The sequence below is a fragment of the Pasteurella canis genome (assembly GCF_900454865.1).
Lineage (GTDB): Bacteria > Pseudomonadota > Gammaproteobacteria > Enterobacterales > Pasteurellaceae > Pasteurella > Pasteurella canis.
Genome location: NZ_UGTV01000015.1, coordinates 2,103,390 through 2,123,324 on the forward strand (window position 1 = coordinate 2,103,390; position 19,935 = coordinate 2,123,324).

Consider the following 19,935-nt stretch of genomic DNA (forward strand, 5'->3'; position numbering starts at 1 on the left):
TTTTAATCCTTTTTATTACAAATAATTAATTTAATTTGTTGTAATGAATGAGCCTTTTGACATGCTGTAGCATGTTGCGTAATCGTTTGCGTATCTTATAATAACGCTCTACTTTAATCCTATTCATGAGGATTAACAAGCTTATTGAGGTAAAAATTGCTCCAATAAGTCATTTAAGAATAATTTACCTTGTTCTGTAATTTGCCAGTAGTCAGAGGACTGTTCGATGTAATGTTTAGCAAGGGCCCAGTTTATTTGTTTTTCAACAGTACTTTGTGGTAATCCAGTAAACTGTTGAAAAGCAGTTTTAGGCACTGCCTCTAGTAAGCGAAAACGATTCATGAAAAATTCGAATGCACGATCTTCAGCTTCAATATATTTCTCATCATACAAATATTCGCCTCGCATGTAGCCTTTAGGATGTTTAGTTTTAGAATAACGAATAATATCACCATGCTCAAAACTGACTTTACCATGTGCGCCACAGCCGATAGCTAAATAATCACCAAAACGCCAATAATTTAAATTATGTTTACATTCGAATCCTACCTTTGCATAGGCGGAAGTTTCATATTGTGTATAACCTGCAGCAATTAATAATTTATGCCCTTGCTCAAAAATATCCCAGAGCTCATCATCATCAGGTAAAACTGGTGGACGATAAGCGAACATCGTATTCGGTTCAATAGTGAGCTGATACCAAGATAGATGGGGGGGAGCTAACGTGATAGCTTGTTTAAGATCATCGAGAGCTTCTACTAAACTTTGATTTGGTAAGCCATGCATAAGATCAAGATTGAAACTCTTGAGCCCCGAAATTTTGGCAAAATGGACCGCACTTTTAGCTTCAGCAGAATTATGGATTCGCCCTAAACGCTGTAATTTATCGTCATTAAAACTCTGAATCCCCATGGAGATACGAGTTACTCCAGCTTGTACATAGCCCTGAAACCGTTCTGCCTCTACGGTCCCAGGATTCGCCTCTAAAGTGATTTCAATATCTTGTTCAAATGGAATACGCTTTTTGATTTCACTTAATAAATAATGGATACTTTGTGCTGAAAATAAGCTCGGTGTACCACCACCGATAAAGATAGAATGTAATTGACGTTGTTGAATGCCTGCAGAAAAACGAACAAGATCTTGACTGAGATCTTGTAATAAATGTTGTATGTATTCCTGTTCAGGAATTACACCTTTTTGGGCATGCGAATTAAAATCGCAATAGGGGCATTTCTGTACACACCAAGGAATGTGAATATACAGGCTTAGTGGCGGGAGCGTCAGATTCACTTAACGTACCACTACAGCTGTACCACTGGCAACGATCATAAACATACTTTTACCATCACCATTAATTGAGGTATAGTTTACTTCCACACCAACGATTGCATTTGCACCTAAATGTTTTGCATGTTTTTGCATTTCCTCAAGAGCTTCTTGGCGCGCTTTAGTGATTTTAGATTCGTATGCGCCAGAACGACCACCTAAAATGTCTGTAATACCCGCAAAGAAATCACGAATAAAATTTGAACCTGCGACAACTTCACCAAAAACTACTTGTTTATATTCTACAATTTGTTTGCCTTCTACATTAGGTGTTGTTGTAATAATCATATGTTATTTCCTTAATTAATTTTTAAGATGAGGTAAAATAGAAAAAATAGTAGTAAAGAAAATTACTATTTTTGTATATATTCTTATCGCTTAAGCTCGTATAGCAAGTTTATTCTTTAATACTGATAAGGCTTTTGCTCGGTGAGAGATTTTTTTCTTTTGTTCAGTCTCTAATTCAGCAAACGTGCAATTGACTTCTGGGCTAAAAAATATGCTATCGTAGCCAAAACCATTGTCTCCTTTCTCTGCTAATGCAATTTCACCAAAACATTCCCCTTCAGCGATAATTGGGGATGGATCTGTTTCATGTTGTAGCATAACTATACAGCTAACAAATTTAGCTTGACGTTCAGTTGGTGCGACATGTGCGAGGTCACTTAACAATTTAGCACGATTTTTAGCATCAGCAGTATTGTCGTCTACACCAGCATAACGTGCAGAGTATAGACCTGGTGCGCCTGATAATGCTTTAACTACTAACCCTGAATCATCGGCAATTGCTGGTAAACCTGATATTTTGCTGGCATAGCGTGCTTTTAGTAAAGCATTCTCAATGAAAGTAAGTCCAGTCTCTTCTGGACTTTCAATGTTTAAATCTGTTTGTGCTATGACATCAAAGCCAAAATCTGCTAACACATCTGCCATTTCTTTGACTTTACCTTGATTTCCTGTTGCAAGAACTACTTTTTGTTTCATTTAATATCCTAGTATTTAAGAAAAACTGGGGAAATTATACGCTTTTCTATTTAATAAGCCAAAATCATAAATAAGCGGAATTGCTGGATTCCGCTTACTATATAATATTTAAATGATAAAGAAAAAATTAGAAGATTAAACGATCTTTATTTTTTTCTAAAATAACATTACCAATACCCTGTACTTCAAGTAATTGCTCTATCTTTGTGAAAGGACCATGTGCTTCACGATACTGGATAATCGCTTCTGCTTTTTTAGCACCAACTCCAATTAAGTCATGTTGTAATTCGGCAGCTGTCGCATTATTTATATTGATTTTTCCTATACCTGTAACAGATTCAGTTGAAACATAGTCTACTGCGATAAGTGGTGTGTTTGTAGTGTTTGTTGAATTAGCGAATAGATTTGTGCTAGTAAAAATTGAGCTTAAAGTTAAAATGGCAATAATAACTGAATTAAATGTCATAAATTTTCCTTCAAATAGTTAAATTAACAATGAACTGTTGAGTTGTCTCAACGGAAAGTTATTTTGGTGAAAATAGGAAAACTTACAAAAAATTGACCGCACTTTTACGATCTGGATCGTAGAAAATAGCTTTAATAAGTAGAAAAGATAAAGAAAAAAAGCTAGAAAACCATTCTAGCTTTATACTTAATTGACTTCTTTAATACGTAATTCTTTCGGTACTTCAAATATCGTATTTTCTTCACAGCCTTGCAGCTCTTCTACACTTGTTACCCCTAGTTCTTGTAATCGATTTACGACTGATTGGACTAACACTTCAGGAGCGGAAGCGCCCGCAGTAATACCAATTGTTTTTACATTATCAAGCCATTTAGGGTCGATGTCATCAGCATCATCGATTAATTTAGAATTAACTCCCATCCGAGAAGCAAGTTCAGCTAGTCGATTTGAATTTGAAGAGTTTTTTGAGCCGACTACAATGACTAAATCAGATTGTTGAGCAAGTTCACGTACTGCTTGTTGACGGTTAGTTGTAGCATAACAAATATCATTTTTACGCGGACCCTGAATAGCAGGATATTTTTGTTTTAAAGCTTCAATAACCTCACTAGTATCATCAATCGATAATGTCGTTTGAGTCATAAAAGTCAAATCTTCATCGTTTTTTAAATTTAACTTAGCAATATCCTCTACACTTTCGACTAAAAAAATGCCGCCTTCTTGATTGTCATATTGCCCCATAGTTCCTTCTACTTCGGGGTGTCCTTCATGCCCAATCAGAATTGCTTTTGTGCCTTTACGGCTTGCACGAGCAACTTGCATATGTACTTTCGTAACTAACGGACAAGTGGCATCAAAGACCTTAAGGTTACGCTTTTTGGCTTCTTGACGAACAGCCTGTGAAACGCCATGGGCAGAGAAAATAACAATGGCGCCATCTGGTACCTCATTTAACTCTTCGACAAAAATTGCCCCTCGTTCGCGTAATCCATTGACGACAAAGCGGTTATGTACTACTTCATGACGTACATAAATAGGTGAGCCGTGAATTTCTAATGCAGATTCGACAATGCTAATAGCGCGGTCAACACCTGCACAAAACCCTCTCGGATTAGCTAAAATAATTTTCATTATTTTCCCTTATTTATCTTCTTGTTTCGGCTTGTGTGCCGATTCATTGCGATTTTTGAACGCATCCAATACTAGAAGACCAGCTCCTATTGAGATAGCCACATCAGCAACATTAAACACAGGATAATGGTAAATATCCCAATAAAAGTCAAAGAAGTCGACTACAAAACCATGGTAAGTACGATCAATCATATTTCCAAGTGCCCCTCCAATAATTAAGGCATAAGCACTGTTTTGTATTTTTTGTCCGACATCATTTTTGTATAGAAAATAGATTAGCATTAAAGAAATGACACAAGCTAATATAATAAACAGATATTTTTGCCAGCCACTATGTTCAGCTAAAAAACTAAATGCAGCACCATAGTTTCGTACATAAGTTAAATTAAAGAAAGGAAAGATGTTAATACTCTCATATAAAGTGAAATTTTGTACAACAAGATATTTTGTGCTTAAATCGAGTATAAAAGCAATTACACTTAGCCATAAAAAAGAAAGACCCGTTCTAGTTTGTGTCATAAGTACCTTTAAACATTTTCAAAATTGTATGGGCGAACTACTGTTCGCCCTAGAAGAGATTAAACAAATTTTATAAAGGGACGTTTAATGAACGTCTTGGCTTTATTTAAGCGAATTTTCTGATTTCACCCTCACCTTCCACATTCTCAATACAGCGTGAGCAAAGCGTTGGATGATTTGAGTTTATGCCAATAGTATCGGAATAGTGCCAACAACGTGGACATTTCTCTGCAATAGAACGAATGACTTTAACAGCTAATCCTTTAACTTCTCCTTCTGGCACATCTGATTCAGCTAATGGTTTGACTTCGGCTTTTGACGTAATCAACACAAAACGTAATTCATCTTGTAATTGCTTTAATAATTCAGCAGATTTCTCATCTGCGTAAATAGTAATCTCGGCTTCTAATCCTGCTCCAATAATTTTGTCATTACGAGCTTGTTCTAATACACGATTAATTTCGTTACGCAGCGTAATGATTTGTTGCCAATAAGCATCATTCATCATCTCGTTCGTATTTAACGCGAACAGCCCATCGTAAAATTCTTCAGTAAAGACAAATTCGGCACGTTCACCAGGTATGTATTGCCAAATCTCATCGGCTGTAAATGATAAGATTGGTGCAATCCAACGAACTAATGCCTCAGCAATATGCCATAAAGCAGTTTGACAACTACGGCGAGCCAGACTATCTGCTTTAGTCGTATATTGACGATCTTTAATGATATCTAAATAGAATGATCCCATTTCGATAGAACAGAATTTCATCAAACGTTGGACAACTGTGTGAAATTGATAGTTATCGTAGGCATCTTTAATTTCATTTTGCGCTTGTAATGCACAGTCTACTGCCCAGCGATCTAATACGATCATATCTTCTGGTTTGACTAAGTCACGTTTAGGATCAAAGCCATTTAAGTTAGCTAATAAAAAGCGAGCGGTATTACGGATACGACGGTAAGTATCACCTGCACTATTTAAGATTTTGTGTGAAACAGCAATTTCACCTGTGTAATCAGTTGAGGCAACCCATAAACGTAGGATATCCGCTCCGTTTTTATTCCAAACCTCGCTTGGTAGAATCACATTACCAAGTGATTTAGACATTTTGTAACCTTTTTCATCCACGGTGAAACCATGAGTTAACACTTGTTTATAAGGTGCTTTATTATCAGTCGCAGTGGAAAGCATAAGGGATGACATGAACCAACCTCGATGTTGATCAGAACCTTCTAGGTACATATCTGCTTCATTATTGTTAAATTCTAGACGATCTTTGACAACTGAGAAATAAGTGGAGCCAGAATCAAACCATACATCTAACGTATCTGGTACTTTTCTATATTGCTCAGCATCTGCCCCAAGTAATTCTTTTGGATCAAGATCCCACCAAGCTTGAATGCCTTTTTCTTCAACACGTTTTGCAACTTCTTCTACTAATTCTACAGTACGAGGATGTAATTCTTCAGTTTCTTTATGAATAAATAATGCGACAGGCACACCCCAAGTACGTTGACGAGAAATACACCAATCAGGACGGTTTTCAACCATTTTTTCAATACGTGCTTGACCCCAGCTTGGAATCCAGCGTACTTTCTGAATTTCGTTTAATGCTTGTTGGCGTAATCCTTGTTTTTCCATACCGATAAACCATTGCGGTGTAGCACGGAAAATAATAGGTGTTTTGTGTCTCCAGCAGTGTGGATAACTGTGTTTGATTTTACTGAATTTCAGCATGGCTCCGACTTCTTGTAGTTTCGTAACGACAAGATCGTTTGATTCAAAAACACCTTTGCCAGCAAAGAATGGCACATCCTCTTTGAATAGACCATTATTACCAATTAATCCAGCCATCTCAATGCCATTTTTCATTGCGATAACATAGTCATCATGACCATGATCTGGTGCGGTATGAACCAAACCTGTACCACCATCTGTTGTGACGTGATCACCTAAAATAAAGGGGACATCATATTCATAGAATGGGTGATTGAAACGTAACCAGTTCAAATCTACGCCTTTGGCCTCACCTAGCACTTCGAACTGCTCAACACCAACTGCTTTAGCAACATTTTCCACTAAATCTTTCGCTAAAATGACACGTTCATCAGCAAATTGAACAAGCTGGTAATCTAAATGTTCGTTAATCGCAATTGCACGATTTGATGGCAATGTCCAAGGTGTTGTGGTCCAAATAATGGCAGAAAGTTTGCCAGAACCTTTTCCCTCTGCATTAAATTTTGTTTCTACTGCAATCTGATCTACTGCATTAAAGCGCACATAAATTGATGGAGAGACGCGATCTTCATATTCTACTTCTGCTTCAGCTAAAGATGAGGCACAATCTAGACACCAATGAACAGGTTTTGAGCCTTTATATAAATGTCCATTTTCTACAGCTTTACCAAAAGCACGAATAATATTAGCTTCGGTATGGAAATTCATAGTGAGATACGGGTTATCCCAATCTCCTAATACGCCCATACGAATAAAGTCTGCTTTTTGCCCTTCTACTTGCTCTGCTGCATATTTGCGACAAGCTGCACGGAACTCAGCTGCCGAAATTTTTTCATTTGGTTTACCTACGATACTTTCGACTTTTAGTTCGATTGGCAAACCATGACAATCCCAACCAGGAATATATGGGGAATCATAGCCTAAAGCTGTTTTGGATTTAATAATAATATCTTTTAGAATTTTATTAACAGCATGACCTAAGTGAAGTGAACCATTTGCATAAGGAGGACCATCATGCAAAATAAAAGATTTCTTACCTTTTGAGGCATGGCGAATTTTTTGGTAAAGCGCTTTTTCATACCAGTTTTGCAACATTTGAGGCTCGCGTTTCGCAAGATCTCCACGCATAGGGAACCCTGTTTCAGGTAGGTTTAAGGTATTTTTATAATCAACTGTCATTATGATATTCCCAATTAATAAAATTAATTAATCTGTTACTTATTGTTTATTCTAAAAAATAACTTTGCTGTCTCCACATCTTGAGCAATTTGTTGTTTTAATGCATCGAAAGATGGGAATTTAAATTCATTACGGATTTTATGGCAAAACTCAACTTCAATACATTGTCCATAAATATCACCTTTAAAATCAAATAGATGTGTTTCTAATAACTGTACTGCACCATTGATAGTCGGTCGTTTACCAATGTTTGCTACCCCGAGATAAATCTCATTATTTTTTAACCGCACTTTAACGGCATATACCCCTTTTACAGGATTAACTTGGCGGTGTAATGGTATATTTGCAGTGGGAAAGCCGATAGTTCGTCCAAGTTTATTACCATGTGCCACTCGACCTAAAATACTATAGGGTTTACCTAGTATTTTTGTCGCATAAGTTAAGTTATCATTAGCTAAGGCTTCTCGAATGGCTGTACTGCTGATACGTAATTGCTCGACACAAAAACTGTGGTTATCTTCAACAATAAAACCAAATTTTTTACTCGCTTGTTGTAATAAAGCAAAATTACCTTGGCGTTTTGCACCAAAGCGAAAGTCATCTCCAATACTTAAAAATTTCACATTCAATTTTGCTACTAACCAATCTTCAATAAAGACTTCAGCTGATTGTTGAGCAAAGGATTGATTAAATCGAATACAAATAACGTAATCTACACCTAAAGTGGCAAGATGATGTAATTTATCACGCAAACGCATTAAACGAGCAGGCGAATCCGTATCAGTGAAATATTCGCGTGGCTGAGGTTCAAATAACATAACAACAACTGGTAAATTCAATTCGTCAGCTTTTTGGCGTAAATGACGTAAAATAGCTTGATGGCCTAAGTGAACACCATCGAAATTGCCAATTGTTAGTGCACAACCTGATAAATTTTTAGGTAAATTATGAATGCCACGAATTAGTCGCATTGAAATTGTTATCCGTTCGAAATTTATAAGTCAAAATATCCGAGCATTATAAGCATAAATTCACTAAATAGGCGATATTTTTTTATACTTATCCTTTGTTAAATAAATCTTGTTTGCGAATACCCACAAGAATGAGTGAGCCAAAATAAACAAGGATAGCTAAACCAATTAACCACATTAGCCAATGTATACGAGTTAAGAAGCTCATTGCATACCATTCAAGTAGGTTTGGTGTGTTATACCAAACTAATCCTCCCATCATGGCGGCAGAGAAAAAAACTTTAGCAAAAAAGACCGCACTTTGACGGCTGAAATGATAAACGTCTTGTTTCACTAAACCATGATAGAGTAAGTAGGCATTTAATGTAGCCGACATAGCCGATGCCATGGCGAGTCCCACATAACTAAATGGAATCGCTAATAAGTTGAATAGCATATTGCTGATCATTGCAATAATACCTATTTTAACGGGTGTCTTTGTATCTTGACGTGCGTAATAACCGTTTGCGAGGATTTTTATTAACATAAAACTTAGTAATCCTGCATTAAAGGCCCATAATGAAAAAGATGCTGCTTGAACATCATTTAGACCGAAATTGCCACGCATAAAAAGGACTAATAACAGAGGTTGTGCCAGAATAGCGATACCTACCATCGCCGGGATACCAAGCAATAAGATCATTCGTATCCCCCAATCCATTGTATTGCGGAAATGTTGGTTACTTTGTCCATCGTTTTTGTCGCGATTAACATGATGACGCGCTAATGTTGGCAGAATGACAGTAGAAATAGCGATACCAAATAGTCCTAATGGAAATTCTAATAAACGATCAGAATAGTAAAGCCAGCTGATGGAACCTGTCATTAAAAAGCTTGCGATTAAAGTATCTAATAATAAATTGATTTGACTGACAGAGACACCAAACAAAGCAGGAATCATCAATGTGCGAATCTTTTTTACTCCTTCATCATGCCAAGCCCATTTTGGCTTTACCAAGAGACCTGCTTGTTTTAAAAAAGGAATTTGAAATAAAAATTGCAGTAAACCACCGATAAAAATACCAATTGCTAATGCTAAGTCAGGATTTTCTATGCGAGGGGCAAGGAAAAGAGCAGTACAAATCATAGCAATATTGAGTAAGACAGGTGAAAAAGACATTACTCCAAATTTGCCAATAGTATTCAGAATTGCACCAGATAAAGCAACAAAAGTAACAAACCACAAATAAGGGAAAGTAATTTTTAATAATAATGAAGCTTGTTCAAATTTGACTGCGTTGGGTCCATCATTGAGCCAATCTAAAAACCAACCTGTACCAAAAATAGCTGCAACAATCGGTGAGAAAATCATCGCAAATAGAGTGACTAACGACACGAGCACTCCTAATGTACCTGATACTTTTCCAATAAACTCTCGTGTTTTATTAATATCACCAGATTTTTGGTATTCAGCAAGGACTGGAACGAAGGCTTGCGAGAATGCTCCTTCTGCAAAGAGCCGACGTAGAAAATTAGGGATCTTATTGGCGAATAAAAAGACATCTGCTGCAACACCTGCACCTAATAAATTAGCAATTACTACATCTCGTATTAAGCCTAAAATACGTGATAATAACGTCATTGTACTGACGACAATACCTGATTTTAATAATCCTTTGCTCAAAATAATGTACTCGGCTTGGTTGTTTGAATAAATTTTACTTAATTGTATAGAAATTTCGTTTTTACGCTATATTCTACGTAAAAAAACTGCTAAAATCTCGCCCACATCGTTTGGTGAGTGACCTTTGACGTGCTTAATTGATATAACGATGCGAAAATTTTCGGTTGTGTCTCACCGAAATCAATAACAAATTTTCAGTGACAATGCCGAATTAGTCATTGACAAAAGCATAGAAAATAGGCATATTTTACGCCTTTAATTTATCTCGTTTACTAACAAATAATTTTAGGAGTTTGACCTTGGCTAATATCAAGTCAGCTAAAAAACGTGCGATTCAATCAGAAAAACGCCGTCAACACAATGCAAGTCAACGCTCAATGATGCGTACTTACATTAAAAAAGTTTACGCAGCAGTAGCAGCAGGTGATAAATCAGTAGCAGAAGCAGCATTTGTAGAAATGCAAAAAGTAGTGGATAGAATGGCTTCTAAAGGTTTAATTCACGCAAACAAAGCAGCAAACCATAAAGCTAAATTATCTGCACAAATTAAAAAATTAGCGTAATTTTGACTTTTAAATAATATAAAACCGCACTTTTGTTAAAGCTGCGGTTTTTTATTGCTTTTTTACACTTGAATAAGGTGTTTTATTTTATTTATTAAAGCGTTTACGTCTACGGTGATAAGTTAATGTATTTTTAATTGGTTTTAAGCTACGAGTAGTTGGAGTAGTTTCAATTTTTGTACGATATGCTCTACGGTAGTGACTTAAAAAATAATGTACTGAGCTAGCGAGTAATACACCAGCGAGAAATACAATAATGAGTTCGCCGTAAAGTTGGTGGAAAATTTGATTGATTTTATTTTGTGTAGTTTTGCCATATTTTACATCAAAAGTCACACGCAGAAAACCTTCAAGACCATTAGAAGAATAAATAGGTTCAACAATTTGTTGCGTATTGTTGTCCTCTTTTGTTTGTGTTTGAATAGCTAGCCCTAAAGTTGAGCGTAAATTTTTAGATTGGTTAGTCTGTGCTAATAATTCCCCATTATGAGCATAAATAGAAGCATCAAGAACAAATTCCTCTTTAGCAAAAGAATTTAAATTTTCGCTCAGTTTTTCTGTACTCGCATTGTTGACTAACAACATAGAAAATAAGTTAGCTTGTTGACGGACTAATAAATGCGATAGATTAGATACTTGATTAACACTGGCTAATTGTGAGCCAATTTTAAATTGCTGTACGCCAAATAAAATGACAGCAATAGTCGCAATACAAAATAAAATGATCGAGATGATCATCGTCAGTTTAATCAGTTTTTCTTTGGCTAAATGCAAGTTCTTTTTTCCTAAAGCTAAGTAAATAGGCTAGAATACAACCTACTTTATTTTAAATCACAATTTACAGGATTTTCTATGCAAACACAAAATCTTGCAAGTATTACTCATTATTTCCCTCAATTTCCAAACACATTGTTACCTAATGAAGCACCAACTCAAGGAACAGTAAAATTCATTTTGTATGGAACAGATTTAAATTATGTAAAGTTACAACAATTTCAGCAAAAGTGCGGTGAAAATTTTATTATTCTAGATGGATGGACTGTTTTATACAATACAGTCGTGTTGTTACAAGGAACGTGGCAAGCAGAATGGTTAACTTATGCACATGAACTAAGAGTAGATATCGCGCAAATTGATTTTGTTCCCCGCTTAAAACAATCTGGGCTATTAGTAATGGATATGGATTCTACTGCAATTCAAATAGAATGTATTGATGAAATAGCAAAATTAGCTGGTACAGGTGAGCTTGTTTCTTCCATCACTGCACAAGCAATGCGTGGAGAATTAGATTTTGAGCAAAGTTTACGTCGCCGAGTAGCTACTCTACAAGGTGCCCCCGAGCATATTTTGGCGCAAGTGAGAGAAAACCTCCCTTTAATGCCTGGATTAGTAGAAACGCTAAAACAATTACAACAATATAAGTGGAAAACTGCGATTGCATCAGGTGGATTTACTTATTTTACTGATTATTTAAAAGAGTTTCTAAAGCTCGATTATGCAGTCTCAAATCAATTTGATATTCAAAATGGAATATTAACTGGTGAGATCAAGGGTGATGTGGTTGATGCAAAATATAAAGCGATAACATTACAACAATTAGCACAAGAATATGGGATTAAGCCAGAGAATACCGTCGCTATTGGTGATGGTGCAAATGATTTAGCTATGATGAAGGTTGCTGGGTTAGGTGTCGCACTACATGCAAAGCCTAAAGTACAACAACAAGCACAAATTGTGGTAAACTTCGCAGACTTTAGTGCACTTTTATGCTTATTGAGTGCAAATGAGCGATTAACTAAGGAGTAAATAATTATGCCTTCTTTTGATATTGTATCTGAAATTACCTTACATGAAGTACGCAATGCCGTGGATAATGCAAATCGTGATTTAACAAACCGTTGGGATTTTCGTAATGTGCAAGCTGCAATTGAGCTAAATGAAAAAAATGAAACGATTAAAGTATCTAGTGAATCTGATTTTCAGGTTGAGCAATTAGTTGATATTTTACGCAATGCTTGTATTAAGCGTGGAATTGATTCTAGTTCACTTGATATTCCATCTGAATATGAACATAGTGGTAAAACGTATAGTAAAGAAATCAAGCTAAAGCAAGGTATCGAAACTGAGATGGCAAAGAAAATCACGAAGTTGATTAAAGAATCCAAATTAAAAGTTCAAGCTCAGATTCAAGGTGAGCAAGTACGTGTCACAGGCAAATCAAGAGATGACTTACAAGCGGTAATTCAATTAATCAAAAGTGCAGAATTAGGGCAGCCATTCCAATTCAATAACTTTAGAGATTAATTGCAAAAAAGCCGAAGCAATGTTTCTTCGGCTTTTTATGTATCCTTTTGAGTATTTATTTACTCATGATTTTTAAATATCTTAGAATAAAGATAAGTAAACTTGCACCTAGTACACCAAATAATAGACCTGCGAAAGAAAAACTTCCTGCTGACTGTGCAGAACCAATTTCTAAAATGTCACCAAAAATCCAACGACCAAGTGATGAACCAATAATACCGATAATGATATTCATAAGCAGACCCATGTCACTTTTCATGACTTTTTCTGCAATCCAACCTATTAAAGCACCTACAATAATAGCTGAAATCCAACCCATATTTTTCTCCTTATGAGTAGTCAATAAAAAATTAAAATCAAATTATGATTTTAAAAAGCGTATTGCAGATAAGTAATGTGAGATGTTTCTCATCTAATAACACATTTCTTATACATACAGGAAGTACCATAACAGAATTTAACACAAATGCAACAATATTGGTTTAAATATGTACAGAATGTCTTCAGTTGCTGTTATTTTAATCACAATTTGGTTTTATTATATTAATTTTAGAGAATGGATTTCATTAATATTTCATGATTAATTTATGAAGTGAATCAGAATATCTGGTATTTTTTAGCTATTATATAATAAAGCAAAAGACAGTATAAAAATGCTTAAATAGCTCGATTTTTAAAGCAATTTGAGATGGTTTGGATTCAGAATAAAGCTGGGTGAATTGGAAAGGTGGTGCCCCCAACAGGACTTGAACCTGTGACCAATCGATTATGAGTCGACTGCTCTGACCGACTGAGCTATAGGGGCCGATCTTATTAAATAGAAAACTCGGGAATTATAGAGAAATATTATAATAAAGTCTAGGAATTATCTTTTAGATGTTTCAAATTTAAGCAAAAAGGCTGCTAATATTATTAACAGCCTTTGAGTGTTTGAAACTATTCGTCTAAAAAGCTTCTTAATGTTTCTGAACGGCTTGGATGACGGAGTTTACGTAGTGCTTTAGCTTCGATTTGACGAATACGTTCACGTGTTACATCAAATTGTTTACCAACTTCTTCTAAAGTATGGTCTGTATTCATGTCTATACCAAAGCGCATACGTAATACTTTAGCTTCACGTGGAGTTAAGCCTTCTAGCACTTCATGTGTTGCGACTTTTAGACTTTGCGCAGTAGCAGAGTCTAATGGTAACTCAAGTGTAGAGTCTTCAATAAAATCGCCTAAATGTGAGTCATCATCATCACCAATTGGAGTTTCCATCGAAATTGGTTCTTTCGCAATTTTCAGTACTTTACGAATTTTATCTTCAGGCATTCCCATACGTTCAGCAAGTTCTTCTGGTGAGGCTTCTCGTCCCATTTCTTGTAGCATTTGACGTGAAATACGGTTTAATTTATTAATCGTTTCGATCATATGTACAGGGATACGAATTGTTCTAGCTTGATCTGCGATAGAACGTGTAATTGCTTGACGAATCCACCAGGTTGCGTAAGTGGAGAATTTATAACCACGACGATATTCAAATTTATCAACAGCTTTCATTAATCCAATGTTGCCTTCTTGAATTAAATCTAAGAATTGTAAACCTCGGTTAGTGTATTTTTTAGCAATAGAAATCACTAAACGTAAGTTAGCTTCTACCATTTCTTTTTTAGCACGACGTGCTTTTAGTTCCCCTGCTGCAATATGCTCACAGACTTCACGGATTTGTTGTACACTTAAATTGGTTTGGCGTTCAATCTCTAAGATATTTTGAATATGGTAACGGATTTCTTCTTCGTATTTAGCTAATTTTTCTGACCAATTTTTACCTGATGATATTGCTTTAATGAGCCAAGTATCTTGATTTTCATGTCCAATGAACATTTTTTGGAACTGTTCTTTTGGCATTTTTGCTTTATCAACAACAATTTTCTGAATACTACGCTCTTGTAAGCGAACAGAACGCATCATGTTACTCATTAAATTTACAAGTGTATCGAATTGTTTTGGCACTAAGCGAAATTGAGTGAAGACATCAGCTAATGCTTGGATTTGCTCTTTTGATTTTTTGCTTGTTCGACCATGTTTTTCAATTATCGCTATAGTTTTACTATGTTGAGTTCTTAGTTCTAAGAATTTTTCACGAGCAACTTCTGGGTCAATTGAGTTATCAGAATCGTTGTCATCGTTTGAGCTCGACTCTTCGCTTTCTTCTTCCTCTTCTTCATCATCATTGATATCCACTACAACGTTACTTGATTCCTCATCTTCATCATAGGATTCTTCAATTTCGGGAACATCTGCTTCTGCAATTGCATTAGGATCAACAAAACCTGTAATCAAATCCGCTAAACGAACACCACCTTCTTCAACGAGATCATATTGTTCGAGTAAATAGCTAATCGCTTCAGGATAGAAAGCAATTGCACTTTGTACTTCATTGATGCCTTCTTCAATACGTTTTGCAATGTCAATTTCGCCTTCTCGAGTAAGAAGTTCAACACTCCCCATTTCACGCATATACATACGTACAGGGTCAGTTGTACGCCCAATTTCAGCTTCAACACTAGATAATACCTGTGTTGCTTCTTCTACTGCATCTTCGTCAGCAATCGCTTCATTTAGCATTAGATCATCGGCATCTGGCGCAGTTTCTAATACTTGAATGCCCATATCGTTGATCATCTGAATAATATCTTCAATTTGTTCAGCATCCACGAGCTCTTCTGGGAGGTGATCATTCACCTCTGCATAAGTGAGATAGCCTTGTTCTTTGCCTTGTGCGATTAACAATTTCAATTGAGATTGTGGATTTTGATCCATAATAATATATCCGCCTTGATTGAGTAGTTATGAAGATAAAATACGACTGATTTTATCATTGTTATAATAGATTAACTATGCCTTTTGTTGTTTTTTCACTAATAATTGCGTTAACTTTTGTCGCTCATTTGGATTGAGTCCTGTTGAACGATCTTTCGCAATTAAAGCATCTATTTCGCGTTCAATAAGTTGGAAATAGAAATAACGTAATGTGTCTTTAAAGGTTTCTTCGATTTTTTCATCTTCTACAAGATGATCCCAAAATGCCAAAATTTCAAGAGCTTTACTATATTCTGTATCTCGCCAATACTCTAAGATCTGTCCCGTTGTAACACCAATTTTTTCTTGACAAAGTGCGGTCAGTTTTTCAAATAATTCAAGACCAGATTCATTCAGTACTCTTAATGGGGTCAAATTCGGTACGAGTTGGGCGAGTTCTGGATTTTGTAGTAATAATCCAATGAGTAAACGCATTGGAGTATGTTTAACTGTTTGTGCTTGATGGTGGATTTTCACTTCGCTATAAGTTGGAATAATGCTTTCCAATTGTGCTTGGTCTAAAATCCCTAGCTTTTGTGCTAAGGTGTTACGTAACGATAAACGTAACATTTCACCTGGAATTTTTTTGATTAAAGGTATGGCTAATGCAGCGAGTTTGGCTTTACCTTCTTTCGTTGAAAAATCGACTTGCGGTGTAAGACTTGAGAATAAAAACTCACTCAGTGATTGCGCCTTTTTGATATAGTCTTCAAAACCTGTTTTTCCATATTGGCGAATAAAAGAGTCAGGATCTTCGCCATCAGGTAGGAAAATAAACTTAAGTTGTCTGCCATCTTCTAAATAAGGTAAAGCATTTTCAAAAGCCCTCCAAGCAGCCTCACGTCCAGCGCGGTCTCCATCATAACAGCAAATAGCCTGCTCAGTTGAGCGAAATAATAGTTGAATTTGTTCTGCAGTAGTTGCTGTACCAAGAGATGCGACAGCGTAATCTATTCCAAATTGGGCTAATGCCACAACATCCATATAGCCTTCGACAACAAGTAACATCTCTGGGCTTTCATTACATTGTAATGCTTCAAATAAGCCATAAAGCTCGTTGCCTTTATGGTAGGTAGCACTTTCTGGTGAGTTTAGATATTTAGGTTTGTCATCATTTAACACTCGCCCGCCAAAAGCAATAGTTCTACCACGACGATCACGAATTGGGAACATTATACGATGACGGAAACGATCATAAATATCACCACGATCATTACGTGATAGCATCCCAAGATCAAAGAGTTTTTGTTGATCGTCTTTTGTTTTCACAAAATGCTGTAAAATCGAATCGAATGTATTTGGTACAAAACCAATTTGGAAACGTTCGATGATCTCGGAAGAGAGACCACGTTGTTGTAAATAACTTTGAGCTGGAATGTGCAGTGTTAATTGTTGTTGATAGAATTGTGCAATTTCCTGCATTAATTCATACAAGTTGCGTTTAGTTTGATAGCCTATTTGCTTACCATGAAATTGAGCTTTATTTTCACGTGGTATTTCAAGGCCTAGCATACCCGCTAACTCTTCAATCGCTTCTACAAACTCTAATTTATCATACTCCATTAGAAATGAAATTGCGTTGCCATGAGCCCCACAACCAAAGCAATGATAAAATTGTTTTTTTTGACTAACGGTAAACGAAGGCGTTTTTTCATGGTGGAATGGACAACAAGCTTGATAATCACGACCTGCTTTTTTGAGCTTCACTCGAGCATTAATAAGCTCCACAATATCTGTTTTAGCTAACAGATCATCAATGAATGTGCGTGGAATTGAGCCTTTCATCAAGTGTATGCCCTTTTAGGTAAGTAGTAAAAAATAGGAGCTTATTGAATGAAACAAAACCGTGATACCTAGAGGTTTCACGGTTTGTATAACTCGAGTTTTTAAATACTGTATTAAGTATTAGTATAAACGTGTATTACGTGCATTTTCACGAGCAACGCGTTTTGCATGACGTTTAGCACGAGTTGCGTTTTCACGTTTACGGATAGTCGTTGGTTTTTCATAAAATTCACGGCTGCGAACTTCTGCTAAAATACCAGCTTTTTCGCAAGAGCGTTTAAAACGACGTAATGCAACGTCAAATGATTCGTTTTCACGTACTTTAATTACAGGCATAAGCCAATCACCTCAATGGAATTAATTTTGCAATTGCTAATTTATTTTACCGTTTGGAATAAACGGCTTATTCAATAAAGGTCGCAATTTTAATCTACTTTTTGTTTAAAAGCAAAGGGAAGTTTGATCTTTTCTATAAAAATCGTTGTGTAAACTGGTGAAAGAATAATAAACAAGGTAAAATCTCGCGATGAAAATAATCAGAAAGGAAAAGTGAATGCGAGTATTAGGCATTGAAACATCTTGTGATGAAACTGGTGTTGCTATTTATGATGACGAAAAAGGATTAGTGGCCAATCAACTTTATACTCAAGTTGCATTACATGCAGATTATGGTGGGGTTGTCCCTGAACTGGCATCGCGCGATCATATCCGTAAAACAGCCCCTTTAATTCAGGCTGCGTTAGCAGAAGCAAACCTAAATGCAGAAGATATTGATGGTATTGCTTATACTGCAGGTCCAGGATTAGTGGGGGCATTATTAGTGGGATCTACTATTGCAAGATCCTTAGCTTATGCGTGGAATCTACCAGCTATTGGTGTTCATCATATGGAAGGGCATTTATTAGCACCAATGTTAGAAGAAAATGCTCCACGTTTTCCTTTTATTGCATTATTAGTTTCAGGCGGACATACTCAGTTAGTGAAAGTGGATGCAGTCGGACAATACCAACTATTAGGTGAGTCTATTGACGATGCAGCTGGCGAGGCTTTTGATAAAACAGCAAAATTGTTAGGATTGGATTATCCTGGTGGTGCGGCACTTTCACGTCTAGCGCAAAAAGGAAATCCTGATCGTTTTATTTTTCCTCGTCCTATGACAGATCGACCTGGTTTAGATTTCAGTTTTTCAGGATTAAAAACTTTTGCAGCAAATACGATTGCACAAGTAATTCAACAAGAAAGTGAGTTAACAGAACAAACTAAAGCAGATATTGCTTATGCTTTTCAACAAGCTGTTGTAGAAACACTGGCAATTAAGTGTCGCCGAGCGTTAAAAGAAACAGGATTGACACGTTTGGTTATTGCAGGTGGCGTGAGTGCAAATAAACAATTACGTCAACATTTGTCCGAATTAATGCGGCAGCTCAATGGGGAGGTTTTTTATCCACAACCTCAATTTTGTACTGATAATGGTGCGATGATTGCTTATGCTGGATTGTTACGCCTAAAACAAGGTGAGCAGCAAGATCTTGCAATCGAAGTGAAACCTCGTTGGCCTATGACGACATTATCGCCAATTGTTACAAGCTAGCTCTCAAGGAAATGAATATGGAACAACATAAATTAAAAGCGATGCGTGCAGCAGGTGTAGGTTGTGTTTTCATGTTAGCATTAATTGCAATTGCTATTTTTATGATACCAACAGAACAACTTATAGATTATTTAACCGAGGCTGGGCGTTTCGTAGGTGGTGGAACAACTTTTGGTATTTTGATGTTAGCTGCATTACCTCCTCTAACGGGGGCAATTTTTTATTATTTCTTTAAATGGGCACTAAAATAAAAAAACAGGAATGATATGGCAAAGCTCTATTTTTATTATTCAACAATGAATGCGGGTAAGTCCACAACATTGTTGCAATCTTCGTATAACTATCAGGAGCGTAATATGAATACGCTTGTTTATACTGCTGCAATTGATGATCGTTTTGGTGTGGGAAAAGTGACTTCTCGTATTGGCATTAGCCAAGATGCACGGCTTTTTCACAAAGAAAGTAATTTATTAGCAGAAATAGAGCAGCATGTAATGCATGAAAAGTTAAATTGTATTTTAGTAGATGAAGCACAGTTTTTGACCAAATCCCAAGTCTATCAACTTAGCGAAGTTGTGGATAAGCTGAATATTCCAGTATTGTGTTATGGTTTACGTACGGATTTTCAGTCTGAGTTATTTGAAGGAAGTCAGTATTTACTTGCTTGGGCAGATCAATTAGAAGAGCTTAAAACTATTTGTTATTGTGGTCGTAAAGCGAATTTTGTGTTGCGTTTAAATGAACAAGGAGATGTTGTGCGTGATGGTGCCCAAATTCAAATTGGTGGTAATGACAGCTATTTATCTGTTTGTCGCCAGCACTATAAAGAGAAGATTGCGTGATTTTGTTCACTTAAAGTGCGGTCAGC

General features: G+C 36.2%; 20 protein-coding genes and 1 tRNA gene. 6 read left to right on the top strand and 15 right to left on the bottom strand.

The window, feature by feature from the left end; genetic code table 11:
- Nucleotides 1-141 precede the first annotated feature (141 nt).
- From hemW to murJ, 9 genes are all read right to left on the bottom strand, one after another.
- Nucleotides 142-1,293 (bottom strand): radical SAM family heme chaperone HemW, encoded by a 1,152-nt coding sequence (hemW, locus tag DYE19_RS10540; protein WP_115323501.1) that lies wholly within the window; start codon nt 1,291-1,293, stop codon nt 142-144.
- Nucleotides 1,294-1,617, bottom strand: coding sequence for a YbjQ family protein (locus DYE19_RS10545; RefSeq protein ID WP_049214672.1), 324 nt, complete (start codon nt 1,615-1,617; stop codon nt 1,294-1,296).
- A gap of 90 nt (nt 1,618-1,707) precedes the next feature.
- Nucleotides 1,708-2,313 (bottom strand): RdgB/HAM1 family non-canonical purine NTP pyrophosphatase, encoded by a 606-nt coding sequence (gene rdgB, locus DYE19_RS10550; RefSeq protein ID WP_115323502.1) that lies wholly within the window; start codon nt 2,311-2,313, stop codon nt 1,708-1,710.
- 127 nt (nt 2,314-2,440) lie between these two features.
- Complete coding sequence (locus tag DYE19_RS11565) at nt 2,441-2,779, bottom strand: ComEA family DNA-binding protein (protein WP_115323503.1); 339 nt, start codon at nt 2,777-2,779, stop codon at nt 2,441-2,443.
- 186 nt (nt 2,780-2,965) lie between these two features.
- Nucleotides 2,966-3,910, bottom strand: a complete 945-nt coding sequence (gene ispH, locus DYE19_RS10560) for a 4-hydroxy-3-methylbut-2-enyl diphosphate reductase (RefSeq protein WP_049214670.1) — start codon at nt 3,908-3,910, stop codon at nt 2,966-2,968.
- Nucleotides 3,911-3,919: 9 nt separating this feature from the next.
- The gene (gene lspA, locus DYE19_RS10565) at nt 3,920-4,429 is read right to left on the bottom strand and encodes a signal peptidase II (RefSeq protein WP_115323504.1); all 510 of its coding nucleotides are present in this window, start codon (nt 4,427-4,429) and stop codon (nt 3,920-3,922) included.
- A gap of 106 nt (nt 4,430-4,535) precedes the next feature.
- Nucleotides 4,536-7,346 carry an isoleucine--tRNA ligase gene (gene ileS / locus DYE19_RS10570; protein WP_115323505.1) on the bottom strand — a complete coding sequence of 937 codons (2,811 nt, stop codon included), beginning with the start codon at nt 7,344-7,346 and terminating at the stop codon, nt 4,536-4,538.
- A gap of 35 nt (nt 7,347-7,381) precedes the next feature.
- Nucleotides 7,382-8,317: a bifunctional riboflavin kinase/FAD synthetase gene (gene ribF / locus DYE19_RS10575; protein WP_115323506.1), complete on the bottom strand. Its 936-nt coding sequence runs from the start codon at nt 8,315-8,317 to the stop codon at nt 7,382-7,384.
- Nucleotides 8,318-8,405: 88 nt separating this feature from the next.
- Nucleotides 8,406-9,980 carry a murein biosynthesis integral membrane protein MurJ gene (gene murJ / locus DYE19_RS10580; protein ID WP_115323507.1) on the bottom strand — a complete coding sequence of 525 codons (1,575 nt, stop codon included), beginning with the start codon at nt 9,978-9,980 and terminating at the stop codon, nt 8,406-8,408.
- 299 nt (nt 9,981-10,279) lie between these two features.
- Here murJ and rpsT point away from each other — a divergent pair, with 299 nt between their 5' ends.
- Entirely contained in the window at nt 10,280-10,543 is a 264-nt protein-coding gene (gene rpsT, locus DYE19_RS10585) for a 30S ribosomal protein S20 (protein ID WP_046339622.1), read from the top strand.
- A gap of 87 nt (nt 10,544-10,630) precedes the next feature.
- Here the strand turns inward: rpsT and DYE19_RS10590 are convergent, their stop codons facing one another.
- Nucleotides 10,631-11,317: a YtjB family periplasmic protein gene (locus tag DYE19_RS10590; protein ID WP_115323508.1), complete on the bottom strand. Its 687-nt coding sequence runs from the start codon at nt 11,315-11,317 to the stop codon at nt 10,631-10,633.
- Between the two features lie 78 nt (nt 11,318-11,395).
- Here DYE19_RS10590 and serB point away from each other — a divergent pair, with 78 nt between their 5' ends.
- Together serB and DYE19_RS10600 are read left to right on the top strand one after the other, a co-directional pair.
- The gene (gene serB, locus DYE19_RS10595) at nt 11,396-12,349 is read left to right on the top strand and encodes a phosphoserine phosphatase (RefSeq protein ID WP_115323509.1); all 954 of its coding nucleotides are present in this window, start codon (nt 11,396-11,398) and stop codon (nt 12,347-12,349) included.
- Nucleotides 12,350-12,355: 6 nt separating this feature from the next.
- On the top strand, nt 12,356-12,847 hold the full coding sequence (locus DYE19_RS10600; RefSeq protein WP_115323510.1) for a YajQ family cyclic di-GMP-binding protein: 492 nt from the start codon (nt 12,356-12,358) through the stop codon (nt 12,845-12,847).
- Nucleotides 12,848-12,902: 55 nt separating this feature from the next.
- On the opposite strand, the gene DYE19_RS10605 is transcribed toward DYE19_RS10600, so the two are convergent.
- From DYE19_RS10605 to rpsU, 5 genes are all read right to left on the bottom strand, one after another.
- Complete coding sequence (locus tag DYE19_RS10605; RefSeq protein ID WP_049214662.1) at nt 12,903-13,166, bottom strand: GlsB/YeaQ/YmgE family stress response membrane protein; 264 nt, start codon at nt 13,164-13,166, stop codon at nt 12,903-12,905.
- 409 nt (nt 13,167-13,575) lie between these two features.
- Nucleotides 13,576-13,652 (bottom strand) — tRNA-Ile (locus tag DYE19_RS10610).
- Nucleotides 13,653-13,783: 131 nt separating this feature from the next.
- Nucleotides 13,784-15,652 carry an RNA polymerase sigma factor RpoD gene (rpoD, locus tag DYE19_RS10615; RefSeq protein ID WP_115323511.1) on the bottom strand — a complete coding sequence of 623 codons (1,869 nt, stop codon included), beginning with the start codon at nt 15,650-15,652 and terminating at the stop codon, nt 13,784-13,786.
- A gap of 75 nt (nt 15,653-15,727) precedes the next feature.
- Nucleotides 15,728-17,476, bottom strand: a complete 1,749-nt coding sequence (gene dnaG / locus DYE19_RS10620; protein ID WP_115323512.1) for a DNA primase — start codon at nt 17,474-17,476, stop codon at nt 15,728-15,730.
- A gap of 120 nt (nt 17,477-17,596) precedes the next feature.
- Nucleotides 17,597-17,812 carry a 30S ribosomal protein S21 gene (rpsU, locus tag DYE19_RS10625; RefSeq protein WP_005717672.1) on the bottom strand — a complete coding sequence of 72 codons (216 nt, stop codon included), beginning with the start codon at nt 17,810-17,812 and terminating at the stop codon, nt 17,597-17,599.
- Nucleotides 17,813-18,029: 217 nt separating this feature from the next.
- On the opposite strand from rpsU, the gene tsaD reads away from it, so the two are divergent.
- The 3 genes from tsaD to DYE19_RS10640 are packed head-to-tail and all read left to right on the top strand — an operon-like array spanning nt 18,030 to nt 19,909.
- Nucleotides 18,030-19,067, top strand: a complete 1,038-nt coding sequence (tsaD, locus tag DYE19_RS10630; protein WP_115323513.1) for a tRNA (adenosine(37)-N6)-threonylcarbamoyltransferase complex transferase subunit TsaD — start codon at nt 18,030-18,032, stop codon at nt 19,065-19,067.
- A gap of 17 nt (nt 19,068-19,084) precedes the next feature.
- Complete coding sequence (locus DYE19_RS10635; protein WP_115323514.1) at nt 19,085-19,318, top strand: hypothetical protein; 234 nt, start codon at nt 19,085-19,087, stop codon at nt 19,316-19,318.
- 15 nt (nt 19,319-19,333) lie between these two features.
- Complete coding sequence (locus tag DYE19_RS10640; protein WP_049214657.1) at nt 19,334-19,909, top strand: thymidine kinase; 576 nt, start codon at nt 19,334-19,336, stop codon at nt 19,907-19,909.
- Nucleotides 19,910-19,935: the final 26 nt, after the last annotated feature.

What these genes read in the sequence shown, in the direction of transcription:
- tsaD (WP_115323513.1), top strand. Translation starts at nt 18,030, where the DNA reads ATGCGAGTATTAGGCATTGAAACATCTTGTGATGAAACTGGTGTTGCT.
- DYE19_RS10635 (WP_115323514.1), top strand. Translation starts at nt 19,085, where the DNA reads ATGGAACAACATAAATTAAAAGCGATGCGTGCAGCAGGTGTAGGTTGT.
- serB (WP_115323509.1), top strand. Translation starts at nt 11,396, where the DNA reads ATGCAAACACAAAATCTTGCAAGTATTACTCATTATTTCCCTCAATTT.
- DYE19_RS10605 (WP_049214662.1), bottom strand. Translation starts at nt 13,166, where the DNA reads ATGGGTTGGATTTCAGCTATTATTGTAGGTGCTTTAATAGGTTGGATT.
- ispH (WP_049214670.1), bottom strand. Translation starts at nt 3,910, where the DNA reads ATGAAAATTATTTTAGCTAATCCGAGAGGGTTTTGTGCAGGTGTTGAC.
- rpoD (WP_115323511.1), bottom strand. Translation starts at nt 15,652, where the DNA reads ATGGATCAAAATCCACAATCTCAATTGAAATTGTTAATCGCACAAGGC.
- lspA (WP_115323504.1), bottom strand. Translation starts at nt 4,429, where the DNA reads ATGACACAAACTAGAACGGGTCTTTCTTTTTTATGGCTAAGTGTAATT.
- rpsU (WP_005717672.1), bottom strand. Translation starts at nt 17,812, where the DNA reads ATGCCTGTAATTAAAGTACGTGAAAACGAATCATTTGACGTTGCATTA.
- DYE19_RS10640 (WP_049214657.1), top strand. Translation starts at nt 19,334, where the DNA reads ATGGCAAAGCTCTATTTTTATTATTCAACAATGAATGCGGGTAAGTCC.
- dnaG (WP_115323512.1), bottom strand. Translation starts at nt 17,476, where the DNA reads ATGAAAGGCTCAATTCCACGCACATTCATTGATGATCTGTTAGCTAAA.
- DYE19_RS10545 (WP_049214672.1), bottom strand. Translation starts at nt 1,617, where the DNA reads ATGATTATTACAACAACACCTAATGTAGAAGGCAAACAAATTGTAGAA.
- rdgB (WP_115323502.1), bottom strand. Translation starts at nt 2,313, where the DNA reads ATGAAACAAAAAGTAGTTCTTGCAACAGGAAATCAAGGTAAAGTCAAA.
- DYE19_RS11565 (WP_115323503.1), bottom strand. Translation starts at nt 2,779, where the DNA reads ATGACATTTAATTCAGTTATTATTGCCATTTTAACTTTAAGCTCAATT.
- DYE19_RS10600 (WP_115323510.1), top strand. Translation starts at nt 12,356, where the DNA reads ATGCCTTCTTTTGATATTGTATCTGAAATTACCTTACATGAAGTACGC.
- ileS (WP_115323505.1), bottom strand. Translation starts at nt 7,346, where the DNA reads ATGACAGTTGATTATAAAAATACCTTAAACCTACCTGAAACAGGGTTC.
- ribF (WP_115323506.1), bottom strand. Translation starts at nt 8,317, where the DNA reads ATGCGACTAATTCGTGGCATTCATAATTTACCTAAAAATTTATCAGGT.